Annotated in this window: 21 protein-coding genes and 2 tRNA genes; 14 read left to right on the top strand and 9 right to left on the bottom strand. The window is 60.6% G+C overall.

Annotated features, from left to right (window positions below; translation table 11 throughout):
• Window positions 1-85: 85 nt before the first annotated feature.
• Window positions 86-493, bottom strand: coding sequence for an OsmC family protein (locus WIF35_RS04515; protein ID WP_412480373.1), 408 nt, complete (start codon window positions 491-493; stop codon window positions 86-88).
• Between the two features lie 28 nt (window positions 494-521).
• On the opposite strand from WIF35_RS04515, the gene WIF35_RS04510 reads away from it, so the two are divergent.
• A complete protein-coding gene (locus tag WIF35_RS04510; RefSeq protein WP_412480372.1) occupies window positions 522-1,031 on the top strand; it encodes a class I SAM-dependent methyltransferase in 510 nt (169 codons plus the stop codon).
• Here the strand turns inward: WIF35_RS04510 and mnmH are convergent.
• Window positions 1,004-2,065: a tRNA 2-selenouridine(34) synthase MnmH gene (gene mnmH, locus WIF35_RS04505; protein ID WP_412480371.1), complete on the bottom strand. Its 1,062-nt coding sequence runs from the start codon at window positions 2,063-2,065 to the stop codon at window positions 1,004-1,006. The two genes, WIF35_RS04510 and mnmH, sit on opposite strands and share 28 nt — an antisense overlap.
• A gap of 4 nt (window positions 2,066-2,069) precedes the next feature.
• Window positions 2,070-2,684 carry an arylesterase gene (locus WIF35_RS04500; RefSeq protein WP_412480370.1) on the bottom strand — a complete coding sequence of 205 codons (615 nt, stop codon included), beginning with the start codon at window positions 2,682-2,684 and terminating at the stop codon, window positions 2,070-2,072.
• On the opposite strand from WIF35_RS04500, the gene WIF35_RS04495 reads away from it, so the two are divergent.
• From WIF35_RS04495 to WIF35_RS04485, 3 genes are read left to right on the top strand one after another with little or no spacing between them, the layout of a single operon-like run.
• A complete protein-coding gene (locus tag WIF35_RS04495; protein WP_412480369.1) occupies window positions 2,683-3,357 on the top strand; it encodes an ABC transporter ATP-binding protein in 675 nt (224 codons plus the stop codon). The genes WIF35_RS04500 and WIF35_RS04495 overlap by 2 nt on opposite strands.
• Before the next feature lie 23 nt (window positions 3,358-3,380).
• Window positions 3,381-4,034: an FMN-binding negative transcriptional regulator gene (locus WIF35_RS04490; protein WP_412480368.1), complete on the top strand. Its 654-nt coding sequence runs from the start codon at window positions 3,381-3,383 to the stop codon at window positions 4,032-4,034.
• On the top strand, window positions 4,031-4,531 hold the full coding sequence (locus WIF35_RS04485) for a contact-dependent growth inhibition system immunity protein (protein WP_412480367.1): 501 nt from the start codon (window positions 4,031-4,033) through the stop codon (window positions 4,529-4,531). Before WIF35_RS04490 ends, WIF35_RS04485 begins: the two co-directional genes overlap by 4 nt.
• Before the next feature lie 16 nt (window positions 4,532-4,547).
• On the opposite strand, the gene hpnE is transcribed toward WIF35_RS04485, so the two are convergent.
• Genes hpnE through hpnC form a run of 3 tightly spaced genes read right to left on the bottom strand, consistent with a single transcriptional unit; the run spans window position 4,548 to window position 7,464 of the window.
• Complete coding sequence (gene hpnE, locus WIF35_RS04480) at window positions 4,548-5,813, bottom strand: hydroxysqualene dehydroxylase HpnE (protein WP_412480366.1); 1,266 nt, start codon at window positions 5,811-5,813, stop codon at window positions 4,548-4,550.
• A gap of 4 nt (window positions 5,814-5,817) precedes the next feature.
• Window positions 5,818-6,651, bottom strand: a complete 834-nt coding sequence (gene hpnD, locus WIF35_RS04475) for a presqualene diphosphate synthase HpnD (protein WP_412480365.1) — start codon at window positions 6,649-6,651, stop codon at window positions 5,818-5,820.
• Between the two features lie 3 nt (window positions 6,652-6,654).
• Entirely contained in the window at window positions 6,655-7,464 is an 810-nt protein-coding gene (gene hpnC, locus WIF35_RS04470; RefSeq protein WP_412480364.1) for a squalene synthase HpnC, read from the bottom strand.
• A gap of 54 nt (window positions 7,465-7,518) precedes the next feature.
• Here hpnC and WIF35_RS04465 point away from each other — a divergent pair.
• Window positions 7,519-7,603: transfer RNA gene (locus WIF35_RS04465), tRNA-Leu, on the top strand.
• A gap of 77 nt (window positions 7,604-7,680) precedes the next feature.
• Window positions 7,681-8,607: a bestrophin family protein gene (locus WIF35_RS04460; protein WP_412480363.1), complete on the top strand. Its 927-nt coding sequence runs from the start codon at window positions 7,681-7,683 to the stop codon at window positions 8,605-8,607.
• A gap of 1 nt (window position 8,608) precedes the next feature.
• Here WIF35_RS04460 and WIF35_RS04455 read toward each other — a convergent pair whose 3' ends face one another.
• The 3 genes from WIF35_RS04455 to WIF35_RS04445 are packed head-to-tail and all read right to left on the bottom strand — an operon-like array spanning window position 8,609 to window position 9,927.
• Window positions 8,609-9,601 carry a DHHA1 domain-containing protein gene (locus WIF35_RS04455; RefSeq protein WP_412480362.1) on the bottom strand — a complete coding sequence of 331 codons (993 nt, stop codon included), beginning with the start codon at window positions 9,599-9,601 and terminating at the stop codon, window positions 8,609-8,611.
• A gap of 1 nt (window position 9,602) precedes the next feature.
• Complete coding sequence (locus WIF35_RS04450) at window positions 9,603-9,812, bottom strand: SlyX family protein (protein WP_412480361.1); 210 nt, start codon at window positions 9,810-9,812, stop codon at window positions 9,603-9,605.
• Window positions 9,805-9,927 carry a hypothetical protein gene (locus tag WIF35_RS04445; protein ID WP_412480360.1) on the bottom strand — a complete coding sequence of 41 codons (123 nt, stop codon included), beginning with the start codon at window positions 9,925-9,927 and terminating at the stop codon, window positions 9,805-9,807. Before WIF35_RS04445 ends, WIF35_RS04450 begins: the two co-directional genes overlap by 8 nt.
• Before the next feature lie 98 nt (window positions 9,928-10,025).
• On the opposite strand from WIF35_RS04445, the gene chrA reads away from it, so the two are divergent.
• The 8 genes from chrA to pheT all read left to right on the top strand — a co-directional run bounded on the left by chrA (window position 10,026) and on the right by pheT (window position 18,421).
• On the top strand, window positions 10,026-11,396 hold the full coding sequence (gene chrA / locus WIF35_RS04440; protein WP_412480359.1) for a chromate efflux transporter: 1,371 nt from the start codon (window positions 10,026-10,028) through the stop codon (window positions 11,394-11,396).
• A gap of 93 nt (window positions 11,397-11,489) precedes the next feature.
• A tRNA-Val gene (locus tag WIF35_RS04435) sits at window positions 11,490-11,566 on the top strand.
• Between the two features lie 141 nt (window positions 11,567-11,707).
• Entirely contained in the window at window positions 11,708-13,624 is a 1,917-nt protein-coding gene (gene thrS / locus WIF35_RS04430) for a threonine--tRNA ligase (RefSeq protein WP_412480358.1), read from the top strand.
• Between the two features lie 25 nt (window positions 13,625-13,649).
• A complete protein-coding gene (gene infC / locus WIF35_RS04425; RefSeq protein WP_412481214.1) occupies window positions 13,650-14,171 on the top strand; it encodes a translation initiation factor IF-3 in 522 nt (173 codons plus the stop codon).
• A gap of 143 nt (window positions 14,172-14,314) precedes the next feature.
• Window positions 14,315-14,512, top strand: a complete 198-nt coding sequence (gene rpmI / locus WIF35_RS04420) for a 50S ribosomal protein L35 (protein WP_412480357.1) — start codon at window positions 14,315-14,317, stop codon at window positions 14,510-14,512.
• An 11-nt stretch (window positions 14,513-14,523) separates the two neighbouring features.
• A complete protein-coding gene (rplT, locus tag WIF35_RS04415) occupies window positions 14,524-14,883 on the top strand; it encodes a 50S ribosomal protein L20 (protein WP_412480356.1) in 360 nt (119 codons plus the stop codon).
• Window positions 14,884-14,968: 85 nt separating this feature from the next.
• The gene (gene pheS / locus WIF35_RS04410) at window positions 14,969-16,015 is read left to right on the top strand and encodes a phenylalanine--tRNA ligase subunit alpha (RefSeq protein ID WP_412480355.1); all 1,047 of its coding nucleotides are present in this window, start codon (window positions 14,969-14,971) and stop codon (window positions 16,013-16,015) included.
• A gap of 21 nt (window positions 16,016-16,036) precedes the next feature.
• Window positions 16,037-18,421, top strand: coding sequence for a phenylalanine--tRNA ligase subunit beta (gene pheT / locus WIF35_RS04405; protein WP_412480354.1), 2,385 nt, complete (start codon window positions 16,037-16,039; stop codon window positions 18,419-18,421).
• Window positions 18,422-18,425: the final 4 nt, after the last annotated feature.

Raw genomic sequence — 18,425 nt, 5'->3', positions numbered from 1 at the left:
ATGCCCCTTTTCAGGCTGTTATTGTGCAGTCGCACATTTTCCCACAAAGCCATGGCTAATGCCATTGATGGAAAAGGGTTATTGTCTAGTCGAGCAAGTTGCATTCGAGCTGTATCGACTGCGACAGCGCGCGATGTACCGGACACTTGTTGGCGATTTCCAGCAGGCGCTGGCGTTGTTCGGCGCTCAGATCGCCTTCCAGCGTGATGTGGCGGGTGATGCGGTCGCGTTGAGCGCCGTCGATTTCCACCTTGTCGTGGCTTAGTTCGACGCTCACCCTGGTCAGCGGCAATTCCTTGCGTTCGGCGTACATGCGCAGGGTCATCGAGGTGCACGCGCCCAGTCCGCTCATGATGAAATCGAAGGGCGCCGGGCCGGCGTCGGCGCCGCCCATGCTGGCCGGTTCGTCGGCGATCAAATGGTGCTGGCCGGCGATGACCTGCTGCTGGTATCTTCCTTGTCCGTTTTCCGCCACGATGACCTTGCTCGACATGTCTCTCTCCGTTGAAATGAATCCGTCGATGATACCGCCTTCACCCTGGGTCACGGCGCACGCCGCGCAGATCAAAACGGGCGGCCAGGTGCTCGATCTGGCCTGTGGCAGCGGTCGCCATGCGCGCTGGCTGGCCGGGCTGGGCTACCGGGTGACGGCGGTGGATCGCGATGGCGAGGCCTTGGTGGCGTTAGGCGCGGTGGCCAACGTGCAGACCGAGACGATGGATCTGGAGGGCGATGTCTGGCCGCTGGCCGGCCGCCAGTTCGACGGCATCGTCGTCACCAATTACCTGTGGCGACCGCGTTTGCCCGATCTGCTGGCCGTGCTCGCGCCGGGCGGTGTGTTGATCTACGAAACCTTCATGCTTGGCAACGAAGCCTACGGAAAGCCCTCGCGCCCGGACTTTTTGCTGCAGCCGGGCGAGCTGCGCGAGGTCGTTGCTGCATCCGGATTGCGCGAATTGGCCTTTGTCGAAGGCTATGTGGCCGAACCCAAGCCGGCCATGCGTCAGGCGGTCTGTGCGCGACGCGACTGAACGATGGCTTGGGCCGCCGCGTCGACTGCTGCGGTGCACAGGCTGTTTTGGGCAAAAACCAGGGGTTGCTGCAGGCCGGTGAAATGGCTGTGCTGCGAGCGGCGATAGAGCGGGTCGTAATGCTGCTCCAGCAGTTCGCGCACCAGGGTCGGCCAATCGGCGGCATGAACGAAATCCACCCAGCGCTGCAGGGTTTCGTTGCTGACCAGCGAGTGCAGGTGACCGAGGCGTTCGATCAATAGCGCCGGGCGGTCGAAGAAATAGGCGTAGTCGCCAAGCAGGAATTCGACGCGAGCCTCGATGGGGGCGTCGATCTGCAGGCATTCGCCGTTGCGGATGCGCTCCATCAGCGCTTCCGGCACATGCATGCGGCCAATCTTGCGGCTCTCCGCCTCGACATACACCGGGCGGCTCGGGTCGAAAGCGCTCAGCGCCTGCCAGAGCAAGGTTTCGAAAGTCTTTTGCGAGGGCTGCGGCTGGTCGGGCAGGACACCGAGCACCGAACCTTTGTGGCAGGCCAGCGTTTCCAGGTCCAGCACCTGTTCGCCCAGTGCCGTGAGCGCCTGCAGGATGCGCGTCTTGGCGCTGCCGGTCGGACCGCAGACGACGCGGAAGTTGAATTGGCCAGGCAATAGTTCGAGTTGTTCGATGACGTGCCGGCGATAGTTCTTGTAGCCCCCATCCAGTTGTCCGGCCGGCCAGCCGATGGCGCGGAAGATGGTGGTCATCGAGCCGCTGCGCTCACCGCCTCGCCAGCAGTAGATCAGCGGCTTCCAGTTTTTCGGGCGATCGAGAAACCGCTCCTTCAGATGGTGGGCGATGTTTTCCGAAACCAGCGCGGCGCCGATTTTCTTGGCTTCGAAAGGCGAGACCTGCTTGTAGATGGTGCCGACCTGGGCGCGTTGCGCGTCGTCGAGCACCGGGCAGTTGATGGCACCAGGAATGTGGTCGTCGGCGAATTCGGCCGGGGAGCGAACGTCGATGATTTCGTCGTAGGCCGCCAGATCGGCCACGGTGGGGCGGTTTTGCTTCATCCGGCTATTTTAACAGCGGCGCCAGCGCGGCCCAGACATGATCGAGCACCAAGGGCTGGGCTTCGGCCACCGGGTGCAGGTTGTCGGCCTGGAACAGCCGGGGTTGCAGGGCCACCGGTTCGAGCAGGAAGGGAAGCAGGGCGACCTTTTTCTGTTTCGCCAGGTCGGCAAAAATGCTGCGGAACTCCTCGGCGTAAGGCCCGTAATTGGGCGGCAGGCGCATGCCGATCAGCAGCACGCGCGCCTTGGCCGACTGGCTGGCGTCGATCATGGCCAGCAGGTTGTCGCGCATCTGGGCGAGCGGCAGGCCGCGCAGGCCGTCGTTGGCACCCAGCGCGATGACGACGAGGGCCGGCTGGCGCTCCTTGAGCGCCGGGCCCAGGCGTGAGCGGCCGCCGGCGGTGGTTTCACCGGAGATGGAAAGGTTGGCGACGCTATAATCGAAGCGCTTTTCCGCCAGCCGTTGCCCGAGCAACGCCGGCCAGGCCTGTTCGGGGCGGATGCCGTAGCCGGCGGAGAGCGAATCGCCCATCACCACAATGGTTTTGCCGGCGTGGGCGAAGGGCGCAGTGAACAGCAGGGCAACGAGCAACAGGCAGGCGGAGAGAGCGGAGCGCATGGCGGAAAAACCGGTGGTGGATGTGTCGGGGTTGGGCAAGACCGTCGATAACGGCGGCGAGCCGCTGACGATTTTGCAGGATATTTCCTTCGCGGTCATGCCGGGCGAAACGGTCGCCATTGTCGGCGCCTCGGGCTCCGGCAAATCGACCTTGCTCGGCCTGCTCGCTGGACTGGATGAGCCAAGTGTCGGCGAAGTGCGGCTCGACGGCGTTTCGCTGGCCGCACTCGACGAGGACGAGCGTGCCCGCCAGCGCGGCCGCTTGCTCGGTTTTGTCTTCCAGTCCTTCCAGTTGCTGCCCTCGCTCAACGCCCTGGAAAACGTCATGCTGCCGCTGGAATTGGCCGGCAATCGCGGCGCAGGCGAAATCGCCCGCGGCTGGCTGGAGCGCGTCGGTCTCGGCCATCGCTTGAAGCATTACCCGAAACATCTCTCCGGTGGCGAACAGCAGCGCGTCGCCCTGGCGCGTGCCTTCGCACCCAACCCGGCACTGGTGCTGGCCGATGAACCCACTGGCAACCTCGATGCGGCCACCGGCCGGCAGATCATCGACATGATGTTCGACCTCAACGCCGTGCAAGGCACGACCCTGGTGCTGGTCACGCACGACGAAGCCATCGCGGCCCGTTGCGGGCGCGTGCTGCGCATTCAGTCGGGGCGGCTGGCGGCTTGATTTTTTGAAAGCGACATACGGATATGTATAACCCGGCCAGTTTTCGCGAACCCGACCTCGGTCGGATGCACGACCTGATCCGCCAACACCCTCTGGGACTGCTTATTTCCAGCGGTCCATCCGGCCTGCTGGCATCGCCTGTGCCTTTTTTGCTCGATGCCGGCGCAGGCGAGTCCGGCATCCTGCGCGCCCACCTGGCGCGGGCCAATCCGCACTGGAAGGAGTTCGTTGAGGGCGGCGATTGCCTGGTGGTGTTTCAGGGCGAGCAAGGCTATGTGACGCCGGGCTGGTATCCGAGCAAGGCCGAGACGCATCGCGCGGTGCCGACCTGGAATTACGCCGCCGTGCAGGTGCGCGGTCGGGTGACAGTGCATGACGATGCCGAGTGGCTACGCGCTCAACTTGATGCACTGACTGCCGGGCATGAAGGAAAGCGTGCCCAGCCATGGGCGCTGAGCGAAGCGCCGGAGGATTTCATCGCCAGCCAGATGAAGGCCATCGTCGGGTTGGAGATTCTCATCACGCAGATCGAAGGTAAGTGGAAGATGAGCCAGAACCGGCCGTTGCCGGATCGCTCAGGCGTGATCGCCGGGCTGACCGATCCGGCAGACCCGCATACACATCCGGCGCTGGGCGAGATTGTGGCGCAGCGTTTACGGGAGTCTGGGGAAAAATGAAAAAGATCGATGCGCATGCCAATATTCTTTTTAATGGTGTGTTTTATTGTATTGAAACAATGTCTTTAGGAATGCTGGCATACACTGAGCCAGAGGCAACGCCTCATTACTTACCCCCAGACGTTGAAGATGAAATACTTGGGCGTACGCTGAGAGAGGCGCTTAATGCGAGTAAAACGGTCAGTATCGAAGAATTCCAGAAAATCTTTCATTCAGGCGTGATCCAGCAACTAGGGAATGAACGGAATGCTTGGGCCATGAAAAACTATGGTTATAAAAACAAGCGTGCGATGTATCGCAAAATGGACTGCTGCTGGATCAGCGCTGCCGATGGCCAAATTGAAATCAAACCAACACGCCACAAAGGCCTAGATGCATATTCTGGGATATCCAATGACGGCCCTGAGATTCAGTACGTATCTGTGGCCATTTCCGATGCAGATTTAGGTGCGGCGCTCAAAGAGGGGTTCAAACGTTGCACTGGTTCACCGAAGTAAGTGGCAACAGAAGCAGTCATCGATGCAATTGCTGTGACTGGAATTTAGATCGAGTGGAAATGATTTCCCCGGCTGCTCGCAAGCCACTACGTACCGCGCCCTCCAGCGTCGCCGGGTAGTCGGCCCAGGTGTGGTCGCCTGCCAGATAAAGGCGCGGGTGGCTGGTGTGGCTGGCGGCGCGCGGTAGATTGGGGCGGCAGGTGAAGGTGGCGCGTTTTTCGCGGATGACTTTGTGCCAGCCGGCAGAGCTGCCCAACAGACCGGCGGCGCGCAATTCTTCGGTGAGCGCCGTAGCGAGCGCTTCGTCATCGAGCGCTTCCCAGTCGCCATGCCCGCTCAGCACACAGGCGAGCAGACCGTCGCCACGGTCGACCACCCATTGGCCGATACCGCCGAGCAGGTTATAGAGTGGGAAAGGCAGCGTGGTTTTTGCCGAAAATTGCAGGTACACCGTGGCAATCGGCTCGTAGGCGTCGGGCACGGGGGCTTCCGGCCACAGGGCGGCGAGGTGGTGCGGGGCGACGGCGAGAATGGCGGCGTCGAAACCTTCGCCATCGATGGCGATTCGCGCCTCATCGGGCACGATGCTTCGCACCCGCTGGCCGTAGCGGAGGTCCGCACCATGTGCCGTCAGCCAGGCAGCGGCCGCCTCCGGCAGAAGTTGGCCGAAAGGCACGCGCGGCAGCAGCAGGTCGGTGTCTTCGCGGCGAGGGCTGCCCAGGCTATCGCGCAGCACGTTGGCGAAGATCTGCGCCGAGGCGCGTTCGGCCGGGGTGTTCAGTGCGGCGAGGCAGAGCGGTTCCCACAGGTGGCGGCGCAGTCGGCCGGTCTGGCCGGCGCGGTCCAGCCATTCGGCGACCGTGCAGTCTTTCGCTAGTTGAAATTTCCGCCATTTGACCTGCTGCATCCACCACGCAGTTTTTGCCTTTTCTGGCCAGTGCACCGCAGCAGCGGTCAATAAACCCCAGGCGACGTTGAGCGGGGCGGGCAGATTGGGCAAGGCAAGGCGAAAACCCGTGTTGTCGAGCACCTGCAAGGGTTGGCGCTCGAACAAGGCATCGGGGTCGGCTCCAACCCTGCGCATCAGTGCCAGCGTGTCGCGGTAAGCGCCGAGCAAGATGTGCTGGCCGTTATCCAGCGTGCGGCCATCGAGATTGACCGAGCGCGCCCGGCCGCCGAGAACCCGGCCAGCTTCGATCAGGGTGACGTGAGCGCCACTGGCGGTCAGTTCGACGGCAGCGGCGATGCCCGCCCAGCCACCGCCGATGACGGCCGCGCGCATGGGTTTAACCCTTGATCCAGGTTTTGGCGGCCAGCCAGAGCTTGCGCGTTGGCGGCAGCGAGATGCGCTGGTGCAGCACCTGGAAATTCTCGCGGCGAATTTCGTCGAGCAGGGTGCGGTAGATGGCCGCCATGATCAGGCCAGGGCGCTGGCTCTTGCGGTCGATCCTGGGCAGCTGGGCCAGCGCCTGGTCGTAGTAGCGCTCGGCGCGCTCGTACTGGAATTGCATCAGCGCCGTGAAGTTGTCGGAATACTTGGCGTTGAGGATGTCGGCGGCCGGTACGTTGAACTGCTTGAGTTCGTCCATCGGGATGTAGATGCGGCCGCGCCGCGCGTCTTCGCCGATGTCGCGGATGATGTTGGTGAGTTGGAAGGCCATGCCCAGATCGTGCGCATATTTCTGCGTCTGCCGATCCTGGTAGCCGAAGATTTCCGCGGCGAGCAGGCCAACGACGCTGGCGACACGGTAGCAGTAGAGCGACAGGCCCTTGAAGTCGAGATAGCGCGACTGGAGTAAATCCATCTCCATGCCGTCGATGATTTCCAGCAACTGCTCTTTCGGCAGGTTGATGCTCGGCGCGATGCCTTTCAGCGCCAGTCCGACCGGATGCTGCGGCTGGCCTTCGGCGACGCGCTCGACCTCCTGGCGCCACCAGACCAGCTTGGTCGAGGCGATGGCCGGGTCGTTGCATTCGTCCACCACGTCATCGACTTCGCGGCAGAAGGCGTAAAGCGCCATGATGGCGCGCCGGCGCTCGGGCGGCAGGAAGAGGAAGCTGTAATAGAAGGAGGAGCCGCTGGCGGCGCACTTTTCCTGGCAGTATTGATCGGGATTCATGGCCTACATTCTAAAGGAGCGGGTGGCGAGCAACAGCCAGTCGCGTGCGCCGAGTTTCGGGCGGCGGGCGAAAACGTCGCCGCGCACCTGGCGGATGCGTTCGAGGATGCGCAGGCCGCCCTGCACGGTCAGGCGGATTTCCCAGCCGAGACGGCCGGGCAGGGCATGGACCAGCGGCGCGCCGCGGCGCATCAGGGCGACGGCGCGGTCGATTTCGAAATCCATCAGCGCCGCCCAGTTGGCCGACCAGCGGTTGGCGGCGATGTCGGCTTCCGTCACCTTGAAATGCGGGAAATCGGTCTGCGGGATGTAAATGCGATCCTTCTGCCAGTCGATAGCGACGTCCTGCCAGAAGTTGATCAGTTGCAGCGCCGTGCAGATGCAGTCGGATTGTTCCAGATGCTCCGGTTCGGTCCGTCCGAACAGATGCAGCACGAGACGGCCGACCGGGTTGGCCGAGCGGCGGCAGTAGTCGAGCAGCTCGGGATAGTCGGCGTAGCGCTTCTTGATCACGTCCTGCGCGAAAGCGTCGAGCAGATCGCGGAAGAGCCGGATCGGCAGGGCGTGGGCGTGGATGACTTCGGCGAGTTCGACGAACAGCCGGGTTTGCGGCGTTTCGCCACGTTCAATGCGGTCGAGTTCGGTCTGGTAGGCGGCCAGGCCGGCCAGGCGCTCTTCTGCTGTGGCATCGCCTTCGTCGGCAATGTCGTCGGCGCTGCGGGCAAAGCGATAAATCGCCTCGATCGGCCGGCGCAGTTTGGCCGGCACGAGGAAGGAGGCGACGGGGAAGTTTTCGTAGTGATCGACTGGCATGGGGCCGCAAGTATAGGGGGCGAAGCGCAGTTAGTGGTAGAATGCGCGCCGCCTGCCCAGGTGGCGAAATTGGTAGACGCACCAGATTTAGGTTCTGGCGCCGAAAGGTGTGGGGGTTCGAGTCCCTTCCTGGGCACCAAAATAATACGAGAGGGCCGTTCGACCGAGGGAAACCGAGGAAGTCCGGCTCTTTTTGTTTCTGCGAGTCGCCGCTAAATGATCGTTCGTCCCCGCCATCACTGGTTCCGTCTGCTTTTCGTCTGGCGCGGTTCCGTCCTGCCGCAGATCATCGGACGCCTGGCGCTGATCCTGGCCGTCTCCGTGGCCAGCTTGCTGTGCAGCGATTGGTGGTTGCAGCATTTTCCCGATTCGGCCCTGAGCATTCCGCCCTTTACGTTGATGGGCATCGCGCTGGCCATCTTCCTCGGCTTCCGTAATTCGGTCAGCTATGACCGTTTCTGGGAGGCGCGCAAGCAGTGGGGCATGTTGCTGGTGGTGGCGCGCGCACTGGTTAACAAGCTGCTCAGCGTCCTGCCAGACGAAAATCACCGCGCCTTGCGCGAACAGGTGACGCGGAGCGTCGCCGCCTTTGCCTACGCGTTGAAGCACCAGGTGCGTGGCACCGATGCTGCGGTGGACATGGCAAAAAGGCTAAAAACCGAAACGCTGGCTGCCATCGATGACAAGCAATTTCCGGCGCAAGTGGTGTTGCGCGAAATTGGCAAGCAACTGGTTGCAGAGCGCCGCGCCGGGCAAATCGCCGATATGGAGTGGCTGGCCATGGATCGCAGTCTGGAACAGTTGGGCGAGGTGGCCGGCGCCTGCGAACGCATCGCCAATACGCCCATTCCTTACACCTATCGGGTGTTGATGAATCGCACCATCGTCATTTACTGCCTGCTCCTGCCGATCGGCCTGACCACAACGCTGGGCTGGCTGACGCCGTTGATCGCAACCTTCGTCGCCTATACCTTCCTGGCGCTGGAAATGGTTGGCGAACAGCTTGAGGAGCCGTTCGGCACCGAGGCCAACGATCTGGCGCTCGATGCCATGTGCCACACCATCGAGTGCGCCACCTGCGAACTGGCCGGGCTGGAGGTACTCGGAGACGCGCCGGTGGTGCGCGATTACGTGCTGACCTGAATCAGGCGTTTGCCAGACCCAGTACTTCGCTGAAAAAACGGCTGGCCGGCAGGCGGAAACCGGCAGCATTGGGATGGCCGCCACCACCGTAGCGGGCGGCGATGGCTGCGACATCCACCTTGCCCTTGGCGCGTAGTGATGCCTTGATTTCACCGTCTGCGGCGTATTGCCAGATCAGGCCGAAGCTGCCGCTACGCTCGGCGAGCACGTTGCCCAGCTCGGAAGCGAACAAAACGCTGGCGTTGATGGCCAGGCCGGATATTGCCAGCCAGTTGGTCTCTCCATCGCTGACGGTAGCCTGGCCATGGCGGACGGCTTGCAGCGCATCGACTGGCTCTCCGCGCACGGTCGCGGGCATGCTCAGGTTGCCATCGGCCAGACGCGCAACCTCGCGTTGGAAAAAGCGCTCGACACCTTGGCCGACCGCGACGAATTCGCGATAGCGCGGCGCCTCACGGTTCGGCATGGCGGCGCAGAGAGTTGCCCAGTCGGCGAAATCGAAGGCTTCCATGCGTAGCGAGCGGCAGAAGGCGCGGGTGTCGGGCAGGGTGAAACGCCACAAATCCTGGTCTTCGATATGCAGCAGGGGCAAGGGCGTTGATTGTTCGGGATGAAAGAACTCCCAGGCCAGTCGGGCGCCCGACTTGTCGAGATCGAACATCACACGCAGCGGTAGGGTCGGGTCGGCAAACACCTTGCGTCCGCGCGAGTCGTCGGTCAGTAACTCTGCCCACGGCTGCATCGCCGAGGCGTGATGGTCGATCTGGGTTATGGCGCGCGCCAGGCGGGCCATATTGCGCAGTTGCTCGGGCGGGAAGGAAAAGTCGAGCACGAAAACCTCGTGCTCGGCGATCTGCGCCATATCCCGGGCTTCGCCATGATGCATGGCGCGGTAAGTGGCCGACTCGCCATAGCGGCACCAAGCGGCGTAGGCGGCGCCGAAACCGTCCAGGCAGTCAGCGTGATAAAGAATGGTGACGGGAATTTGCGGCATTTTAATAATGAGGTGGAATTTCGTCGCGCAGGCTGCGCCGTTCCTCGGGTTGCATATTGGTAAGCTGATCGCGCAGGGAACGAATTTCGTTGATCAGCAGGTCGATCTGCTGCTGTTGCCGGAAGATCGTACGGTTCAGGTCGTCGACCAGGTCTTCGGTAAAACTGAGCTTGACCTCCAGGTCGGTCAGCCGGGCCTCGGTGTTACTCATTGTCTTTGTCTCGCTTGGCGGGTTTTTTGGCAGACCTGCGCTCGTGCAGCAGGGGGAGGGTGGCGCCAATCAGCGTCAGGACGCATAACCCGAAAATGATCCAGCCTTGGTTCATGGCTACTCCAGTCTTCAAGTCGGGATATTACCGCGCCGTGACAGTGCTGTCCCGGATCATGCGGTAAGCTGAAGGTCGTTTTCGCCAGCCAGCAAGTTATGTCCGCTAACGATCCGAATGAAAATGCCGCAGTGCCGAAGGAGGTGGGAGCGATCCCCTTTGGCGAGGCGCTACGTTTCTGGTTGAAACTCGGCTTCATCAGCTTCGGTGGGCCGGCCGGGCAGATCGCCTTGATGCATCATGAACTGGTCGATAAGCGGCGCTGGATTTCCGAGCGACGTTTCCTGCATGCCTTGAATTACTGCATGCTGCTACCGGGACCGGAAGCTCAGCAGCTGGCGACTTATCTTGGCTGGCTGATGCATCGCACTTGGGGCGGAATTCTCGCTGGGGCGTTGTTCGTGCTGCCGTCTCTCTTCATATTGATCGGGCTGTCCTGGGGTTATGTCGCCTATGGGCATTTGCCTGCTGTCGGAGCAGTCTTTGCGGGCATCAAGCCCGCGGTCGCGGCTATTGTCTGTCTTGCTGCCTGGCGTCTCGGTGGGCGGGTTTTACGCCATCCCGTATTGTGGGGCATTGCGCTGGCCGCCTTTGTCGGCATCGCCTTGCTCGCTTGTCCGTTTCCGCTGGTGATTGGTTTGGCCGCATTGCTAGGCATCGTAGTCGGCCGCTGGCGACCCACGATTTTCCGAAGTGCTACGCACGCTCCAGAGAGGCGGCAGGACACGGATGGTCCACTGGCCATCATCGGCGACGATACGCCACGCATGGTGCATACCTTTTTCTCCTGGCAGAGGCTGATGCGCATCGCGGTAATGGGGATCGGCTTGTGGCTGCTTACCATGGGGGGGCTGGTCGCGACTTTGGGTTGGGCGCATACGCTGACGCAGATGGGGTGGTTTTTCACCAAGGCTGCCCTGTTGACCTTCGGCGGCGCCTACGCCGTGCTGCCCTATGTTTATCAGGCGGCTGTCGAACATTTTGGCTGGCTGACGGCGGGGCAGATGATCGATGGTCTGGCACTGGGTGAAACGACACCGGGGCCATTGATCATGGTGGTGGCCTTCGTGGCCTATGTCGGTGGCCATGCCAAGGCGGTGCTTGGGCCGGAAATGCTCGTGGCGGGGGGCGTCTTGGCAGCCGCATTGGTTACTTGGCTGACTTTCCTTCCGTCTTTTGTGTTTATTCTGGCAGGCGGCTCTTTGGTTGAATCGACGCATGGCGAACCCGTCGTGCAGGCGCCGCTGACGGCCGTCAGCGCTGGGGTGGTCGGGGTCATCGCCAGTCTTGGCTTGTTCTTCGTCGAACACGTATTGTGGCCTACAGGTTGGCAGCTTTTGCCTGATCTTCGGGCGAGCGCATTTTTCCTGTTTTCGCTGATTGCCTTGGGGCGTTTCAAGATGGGGGTTCCAGGCTTATTGGCCGCAACAGCGCTGGCGAGTCTGGCGCTTTCCGCATGGATTAACTGAGCGGTGAAAAAGCGGCCTTTGCCGACGGAATCAAGGTTTTCGCTAAAAAGTAGTTGACACTTTCTGTAGTAGGTCTATAATGCGGCCTTCTTCAGGCGGTTAGCTCAGTTGGTTAGAGCGCCACGTTGACATCGTGGAGGTCGTTGGTTCGATTCCAATACCGCCTACCAAAATTCCTGATGAGGCTGATAATGCTGTTCCGAACTTGCATCGCAGTTCCGAAACCGTAATCGAGTCAGCTTTGTTGAAAAGAAAAAGTGCGGCTCGGTCCGCACTTTTTTTTCGCCCAGATTTTTTGAAGAGATGCCGCTATGCCCGATATCAAACTGCCAGATGGTTCCGTACGCAGCTATGAGCAAGCCGTCACCGTGGCCGAAGTCGCCGCCAGCATCGGCGCCGGCCTGGCCCGCGCTGCGCTGGCCGGCAAGGTCGATGGCAAGCTGGTCGATACTTCCTTCCTGATCGAGCACAACGCCGATCTGGCGATCATCACCGACCGCGACGCCGATGGCCTCGAAATCATCCGCCACTCTACGGCTCACTTGTTGGCCTACGCCGTCAAGGAGTTGTTCCCAGAAGCGCAAGTAACCATCGGGCCGGTCATCGAAAACGGCTTCTATTACGACTTCGCTTACAAGCGTCCGTTTACCCCGGAAGATCTGGAAGCCATCGAAAAGCGTATGGCTGAGTTGGCCAAGAAGGATATCCCGGTCAGCCGCGAGGTCTGGTCGCGTGACGATGCGGTCAAGTTCTTCCTTGATCAGGGCGAAAAGTACAAGGCGGAATTGATCGAGGCCATTCCGGCCGATCAGCAGGTTTCTCTGTACCGTGAAGGCGACTTTATCGACCTCTGTCGTGGGCCGCACGTGCCGACCACGGCCAAGCTCAAGGTCTTCAAGTTGATGAAGGTCGCCGGCGCCTACTGGCGCGGTGATCATCGCAACGAGCAGTTGCAGCGCATATACGGCACCGCCTGGGCGAAGAAGGAAGATCTCGACGCTTATCTGCACATGCTGGAAGAGGCCGAGAAGCGCGACCATCGCCGCTTGGGTAAGCAGTACGATCTCTTCCACATGCAGGACGAAGCACCGGGTCTGGTCTTCTGGCACCCGAAGGGCTGGGCGATCTGGCAGGAAATCGAGTCCTACATGCGCGCTGTTTATCGCAACAACGGCTACAAGGAAGTGCGTTGCCCGCAAATCCTCGACAAGTCCTTGTGGGAGAAGTCGGGGCACTGGGAGCACTACAAGGACAATATGTTCACAACCTCGTCGGAAAACCGCGACTATGCGGTCAAGCCGATGAACTGCCCGGGGCATGTGCAGGTGTTCAATTCCGACCTGCGTTCCTATCGCGAACTGCCGCTGCGATATGGTGAATTCGGCTCCTGTCACCGCAATGAACCGACAGGTGCGCTGCATGGTTTGATGCGTGTGCGCGGCTTCGTTCAGGATGATGGTCACATCTTCTGTACCGAAGACCAGATCGAATCTGAAGTCACCGCCTTCAATGCGCTGGTCAAGAAGGTCTATGGCGATTTCGGTTTCAACGATGTCGCCGTCAAGCTGGCTTTGCGCCCGGATAGCCGCGTCGGTTCGGATGATGTCTGGGATAAGGCTGAGGACGCCTTGCGTCAGGGGTTGCGCGCATCCGGTTTGGAGTGGACCGAGTTACCGGGTGAGGGCGCCTTCTATGGACCGAAGATTGAATTTCACATCAAGGATGCCATTGGTCGTTCTTGGCAGTGCGGCACCATGCAGGTCGATTTCTCGATGCCGGGTCGCCTGGGTGCCGAGTATGTCGCGGGCAACGACGAGCGTAAGGTGCCGGTTATGCTGCATCGCGCCATCCTCGGTTCGCTCGAGCGCTTTATCGGTATCCTGATCGAGAACTACGCGGGCGCGCTTCCGCTGTGGTTGGCGCCGGTCCAGGCGGTTGTGCTCAACATTTCGGAAAAACAGGCTGATTATGCGGCCGATGTTGCGCAAAAGCTGCATGAGGCGGGCTTTAGAGCCGAAGCCGATTTGCGTAATGAGAAAATTACCTATAAAATTCGGGAACATAGCTTGAACCGGCTGCCTTACCAGCTCGTTGTGGGCGACAAGGAAAAGGCGGACGGACTGGTGGCCGTGCGTACACGCGGTGGTCAGGATCTTGGTCAAATGACGGTCGAGGCTCTGATTGAGCGACTCCATGGGGAGGTCGCAGCGCGTAGTGGCACGGCTTAATTATTGATATTTCGGGGGTTTTACCATCGCTCAGAACAAGGCCCATCGTTTAAACGATGAGATCACAGTGCCGGAGATTCGTCTCCAGGGTTTGGAAGGTGAGCAGCTAGGGATTGTCAATATCCGCGCTGCGCTGCAGATGGCCGAAGAAGCCGGGGTTGACCTGGTTGAGATCGCGCCGACGGCGAAACCGCCGGTCTGTCGCATCATGGACTATGGCAAGTTCAAGTACCAGGAAGCCAAACGGGCACACGAAGCGAAGCTGAAACAGAAGCAGGTCCAGGTCAAGGAAATCAAACTCCGTCCGGGTACCGACGAAAACGATTACCAGATCAAGCTGCGGAATATGACCCGCTTCCTGGAAGATGGCGACAAGGTCAAAGTGACCCTGCGCTTCCGGGGTCGGGAAATGGCTCACCAGGAATTCGGTATGCGTCAGTTGGAGCGTATCAAGACTGACCTCGAGGCCCAAGGGCAAGTCGAGCAGATGCCGAAGATGGAAGGGCGCCAGATGATCATGGTCATCGCGCCGGCCAAGAAGAAGTAAAGTTTTTTAGGATTCGGTTTTCGAGTCCGAATTTTGCAGTACCGGCAACCGGGTAACCGGAAGCCAAGCAAACAAGTGCTTTCGGGTTATGAAAGCGTTCCCGTCGGGAACCACCTGTCAGCATGTCATTAAGGAGCATCAAAATGCCCAAGATGAAGACCAAGAGCAGCGCCAAGAAGCGCTTCTCGGTTCGCGCCGGTGGTTCGATCAAGCGCGGCCAAGCCTTCAAGCGTCACATTCTGACCAAGAAGACCACCAAAGTTAAGCGTCACCTGCGCGGTGCTACTGCTGTTCACGAGCGCGACACCGCTTCTGTCCGCGCCATGATGCCCTACGCGTAAGGAGATAGAAGATGTCCCGAGTTAAACGTGGTGTAACGGCTCGCGCCCGTCACAAGAAGGTTCTCGCTCAGGCCAAGGGTTACCGCGGTCGTCGTAAGAACGTATATCGCATCGCCAAACAGGCGGTCATGAAGGCTGGTCAATACGCCTACCGTGACCGTCGTCAGCGCAAGCGTCAGTTCCGTTCCCTGTGGATCGCTCGTATCAATGCCGCCGCTCGCGAGCTGGGCATGAAGTACAGCACCCTGATGAACGGCCTGAAGAAGGCCAACATCGAAGTCGACCGCAAGGTCCTGGCCGATCTGGCCGTCTTCGATCAGCCGGCATTTGCTGCTCTGGCCGCCCAGGCCAAGGCACAGCTCGGCGCCTGAGCTTAAGCTCTTGAAAAAAAAGGAGGCGCAAGCCTCCTTTTTTGTTTATTCGTTTTGCTGTCGGTAGTTTTGCTGGAACAAGTCCATGGACAATCTCGAACAAATCGTTAGCGAGGCCAAAGCCGCTTTCGCTGCCATTTCCGACCCGGACGCGCTGGAGCAGGCCAAGGCCCGTTTTCTTGGCAAGAGCGGCCAGATTACCGAACTCCTTAAGGGCTTGGGCAAGCTGCCGCCCGAAGAAAAGAAGACTGCCGGGGCGGCAATCAACGTCGCCAAGACCGCGGTCGAGAATGCGCTGAACGAGCGCCGCGAAGCGATTCGCAAGGCTGCACTGGAAGCGCGCCTGGCTGAAGAGGCGCTGGATGTCACTTTGCCCGGTCGCGCCGAAGCGCGTGGTGGCCTGCATCCGGTGACTCGTACGCTGGAGCGTATCGAATCCCTGTTTGCCTCGATCGGGTTCGAGGTCGCCGACGGCCCGGAAATCGAAGAGGATTTCCATAATTTCACCGCCTTGAACACGCCAGAGGATCACCCGGCGCGCTCGATGCACGACACTTTCTACCTGCAGAACCCGGACGGCACGCTGGCCGACAAGGTGCTGCTGCGTACCCATACCAGCCCGATCCAGGCGCGCTACATGCAGGCACACGTCGCCCGCTACGGTGCACAGGAAAAAATGCCCGAAATCCGCATCATTGCGCCGGGCCGTGTCTATCGCGTCGACTCCGATGCGACCCATTCGCCGATGTTCCACCAGGTCGAAGGTCTGTGGGTGGGTGAGAACGTTTCCTTTGCTGACCTGAAGGGCGTCATTGCCGATTTTCTGAAGAGCTTCTTTGAGACCGACGACCTGACGGTACGTTTCCGCCCGTCCTTCTTCCCATTCACCGAACCGTCCGCCGAGATCGACGTGGCTTTCATGAGCGGTGCGCTGAAGGGGCGTTGGCTGGAAATCGCCGGTTGCGGCATGGTGCATCCGAATGTCCTGAAGATCGCCGGTATCGATCCGGAAAAGTACACCGGCTTCGCCTTCGGTTTTGGTCCGGACCGCCTGACCATGCTGCGCTACGGCGTCAATGACCTGCGCCTGTTCTTCGAAGGTGACCTGCGTTTCCTGCGTCAGTTCGCCTGATCCCATTTTCGAGTCAAGCCCATGAAATTCTCCGAATCCTGGTTGCGTACCCTCGTCGATCCGAAACTGACGAGCGAGGAACTTTCCCATCTGCTGACCATGGCCGGCCTCGAAGTCGAGGATCTGGCCCCGGTTGCCCCAGCTTTCAACCAAGTTATCGTTGCCCAGGTGCTCGAAGTCGTGAAGCATCCGGATGCCGACCGTCTGAATGTCTGCCAAGTCGATATCGGTACCGGTACGCCGCAGCAGATCGTTTGCGGTGCGCCGAATGTCGCGGCAGGCCTCAAGGTGCCATGCGCATTGCCTGGCGCGGAATTGCCGGGCGACTTCAGGATCAAGGTCGCCAAGGTACGTGGTATCGAATCGTCCGGCATGCTGTGCTCGGCCAAGGAACTCGGCATTGCCGAAGAGGCTTCAGGCCTGTTGATCCTGCCGGCCGATGCGCCGGTCGGACAGAGCATTCGCCAGTATCTCGAGCTCGACGACAACGTCTTCGAGATCAAGCTGACGCCGAACCGTGCCGACTGTTTGTCGCTGCAAGGTATCGCCCGCGAAGTTGGCGCCATTACCGGTGCGCTGACGAATTTGCCGCAAGTGAGCGAGGTGGCGGCGAGCATTACCGACAGCCGTCCGGTCGTACTCGATGCACCGACGGCCTGCCCGCTTTACTACGGTCGTGTCGTCAAGAACGTCGATGCCAAGGCGCCGACGCCGGAATGGATGAAGCGTCGCCTGGAACGTAGCGGCATCCGCTCGATCTCGGCACTGGTCGATATCACCAACTACGTGATGCTCGAACTCGGTCAGCCGTTGCATGCCTTCGACAATACGAAACTGGAAGGTGCTGTGCATGCCCGCATGGCCAAGCCGGAAGAAAAGCTGCTGTTGCTCAATGAGCAGACTATTCCGGTCGAGGCCGATGTCCTGATGATCGCCGACGAAGCCAAGCCCTTGGCCATGGCCGGCATCATGGGCGGCGAGGAGAGCGGGATCACCTTGGAGACGAGCGAACTCTTCCTGGAGTCGGCTTTCTTCGCGCCGAAGGCGATTGCCGGCCGTGCCCGTCGCTACGGTTTCAGTTCGGATGCTTCGCACCGTTTCGAGCGTGGCGTCGATTTCGGCGGTACTAAGCGTGCCATCGAACGGGCGACTGAATTGATCCTCGCTGTTTGCGGCGGCCAGGCTGGCCCGGTGGTCGAGGCTAAGGCCGATTTGCCGGCGCGTCCGCCGGTGCGTTTGCGGGCGGCGCGCGCTGAAAAGGTGCTGGGCGTTCCGCTCGGCGCCGAAAAAATCGCCTCCATTTTTAGCGGTCTTGCCTTGAGTTTCACCCGCGAAGGCGACGATTTCCTGGTCACGCCGCCAACCTGGCGTTTCGATATGGAGATCGAAGAGGATCTGATCGAGGAAATAGCCCGTCTGGTTGGCTACGACAATATTCCGGCGCATGCCCCGCGCGCGCGCATGGCGATGCTGCGTCAGCCGGAAGCGCAGCGGCCGGCCTACCGTGTCCGCCAGATGCTGGCTGACCGTGGCTACCAGGAAGTCGTCAATTTCGCCTTTGTCGAAGAAGCTTGGGAGGCCGATTTCGCCGCGAAAACCGCCGAAGCCGACCTGATCCGTTTGGCCAATCCGATCGCCAGCCAGATGGCGGTAATGCGCTCGAATCTGTTCGGTGGCTTGATCGCGAATCTGGTCACTAACCTGAAGCGCAAGCAAAGCCGTGTTCGCCTGTTCGAAGTGGGCCGTACCTTCCATCGCGATGCCGCAGCGCAGCCGGTTGCCGGTTACCGCCAGCCGTGGCGTCTGGGCGGCTTGGCTTTCGGCGGTGCTTTGCCGGAGGGTTGGGGAAGTGGCGGTCGCAAGGTCGATTTCTACGATGTGAAGGGCGATATCGAGGCGCTTTTTGCTCCGGCCGAGCTGCGTTTCGAGAAGTTGGCCCATCCGGCTTTGCATCCGGGGCGCGCCGCTCGCATCCTGCTGAATGGTGAGGACGTCGGCTGTCTGGGCGAGCTGCATCCGGAGTGGGTGCAGAAATACGATCTGCCCAACGCGCCGGTTCTGTTCGAACTGGATTTTTCCACCTTGAAGGCTGCTGCCGTACCCGCCTATGCCGAGGTGTCCAAGTTCCCGCCGGTGATCCGCGACCTTGCCGTCGTGGTTGATCAGGGGCTGGCGCTGCAGGCCTTGCTGGATGGTTTGCAAGGGCAGGTTTCGCCCTTGGTTCGCGACATCCAATTGTTCGATGTGTATGTCGGCAAGGGGGTTCCGGAAAACAAAAAAAGTCTTGCTTTCCGTATAGTTATGCAAGATACTCAACGCACTTTGCAAGATTCCGAAGTTGATGCTGCGATGCAGCAACTGGTGTCCTGTCTCGAACAGGCATTCGGTGCTCAACTGCGTGCCTGACGGA

Source organism: Azonexus sp. IMCC34839, from assembly GCF_047047955.1.
Taxonomy (GTDB): Bacteria; Pseudomonadota; Gammaproteobacteria; order Burkholderiales; family Rhodocyclaceae; genus Azonexus.
Note: the sequence above shows the minus strand (reverse complement) of the source record. Positions and strands in the feature narration are given on the sequence as shown.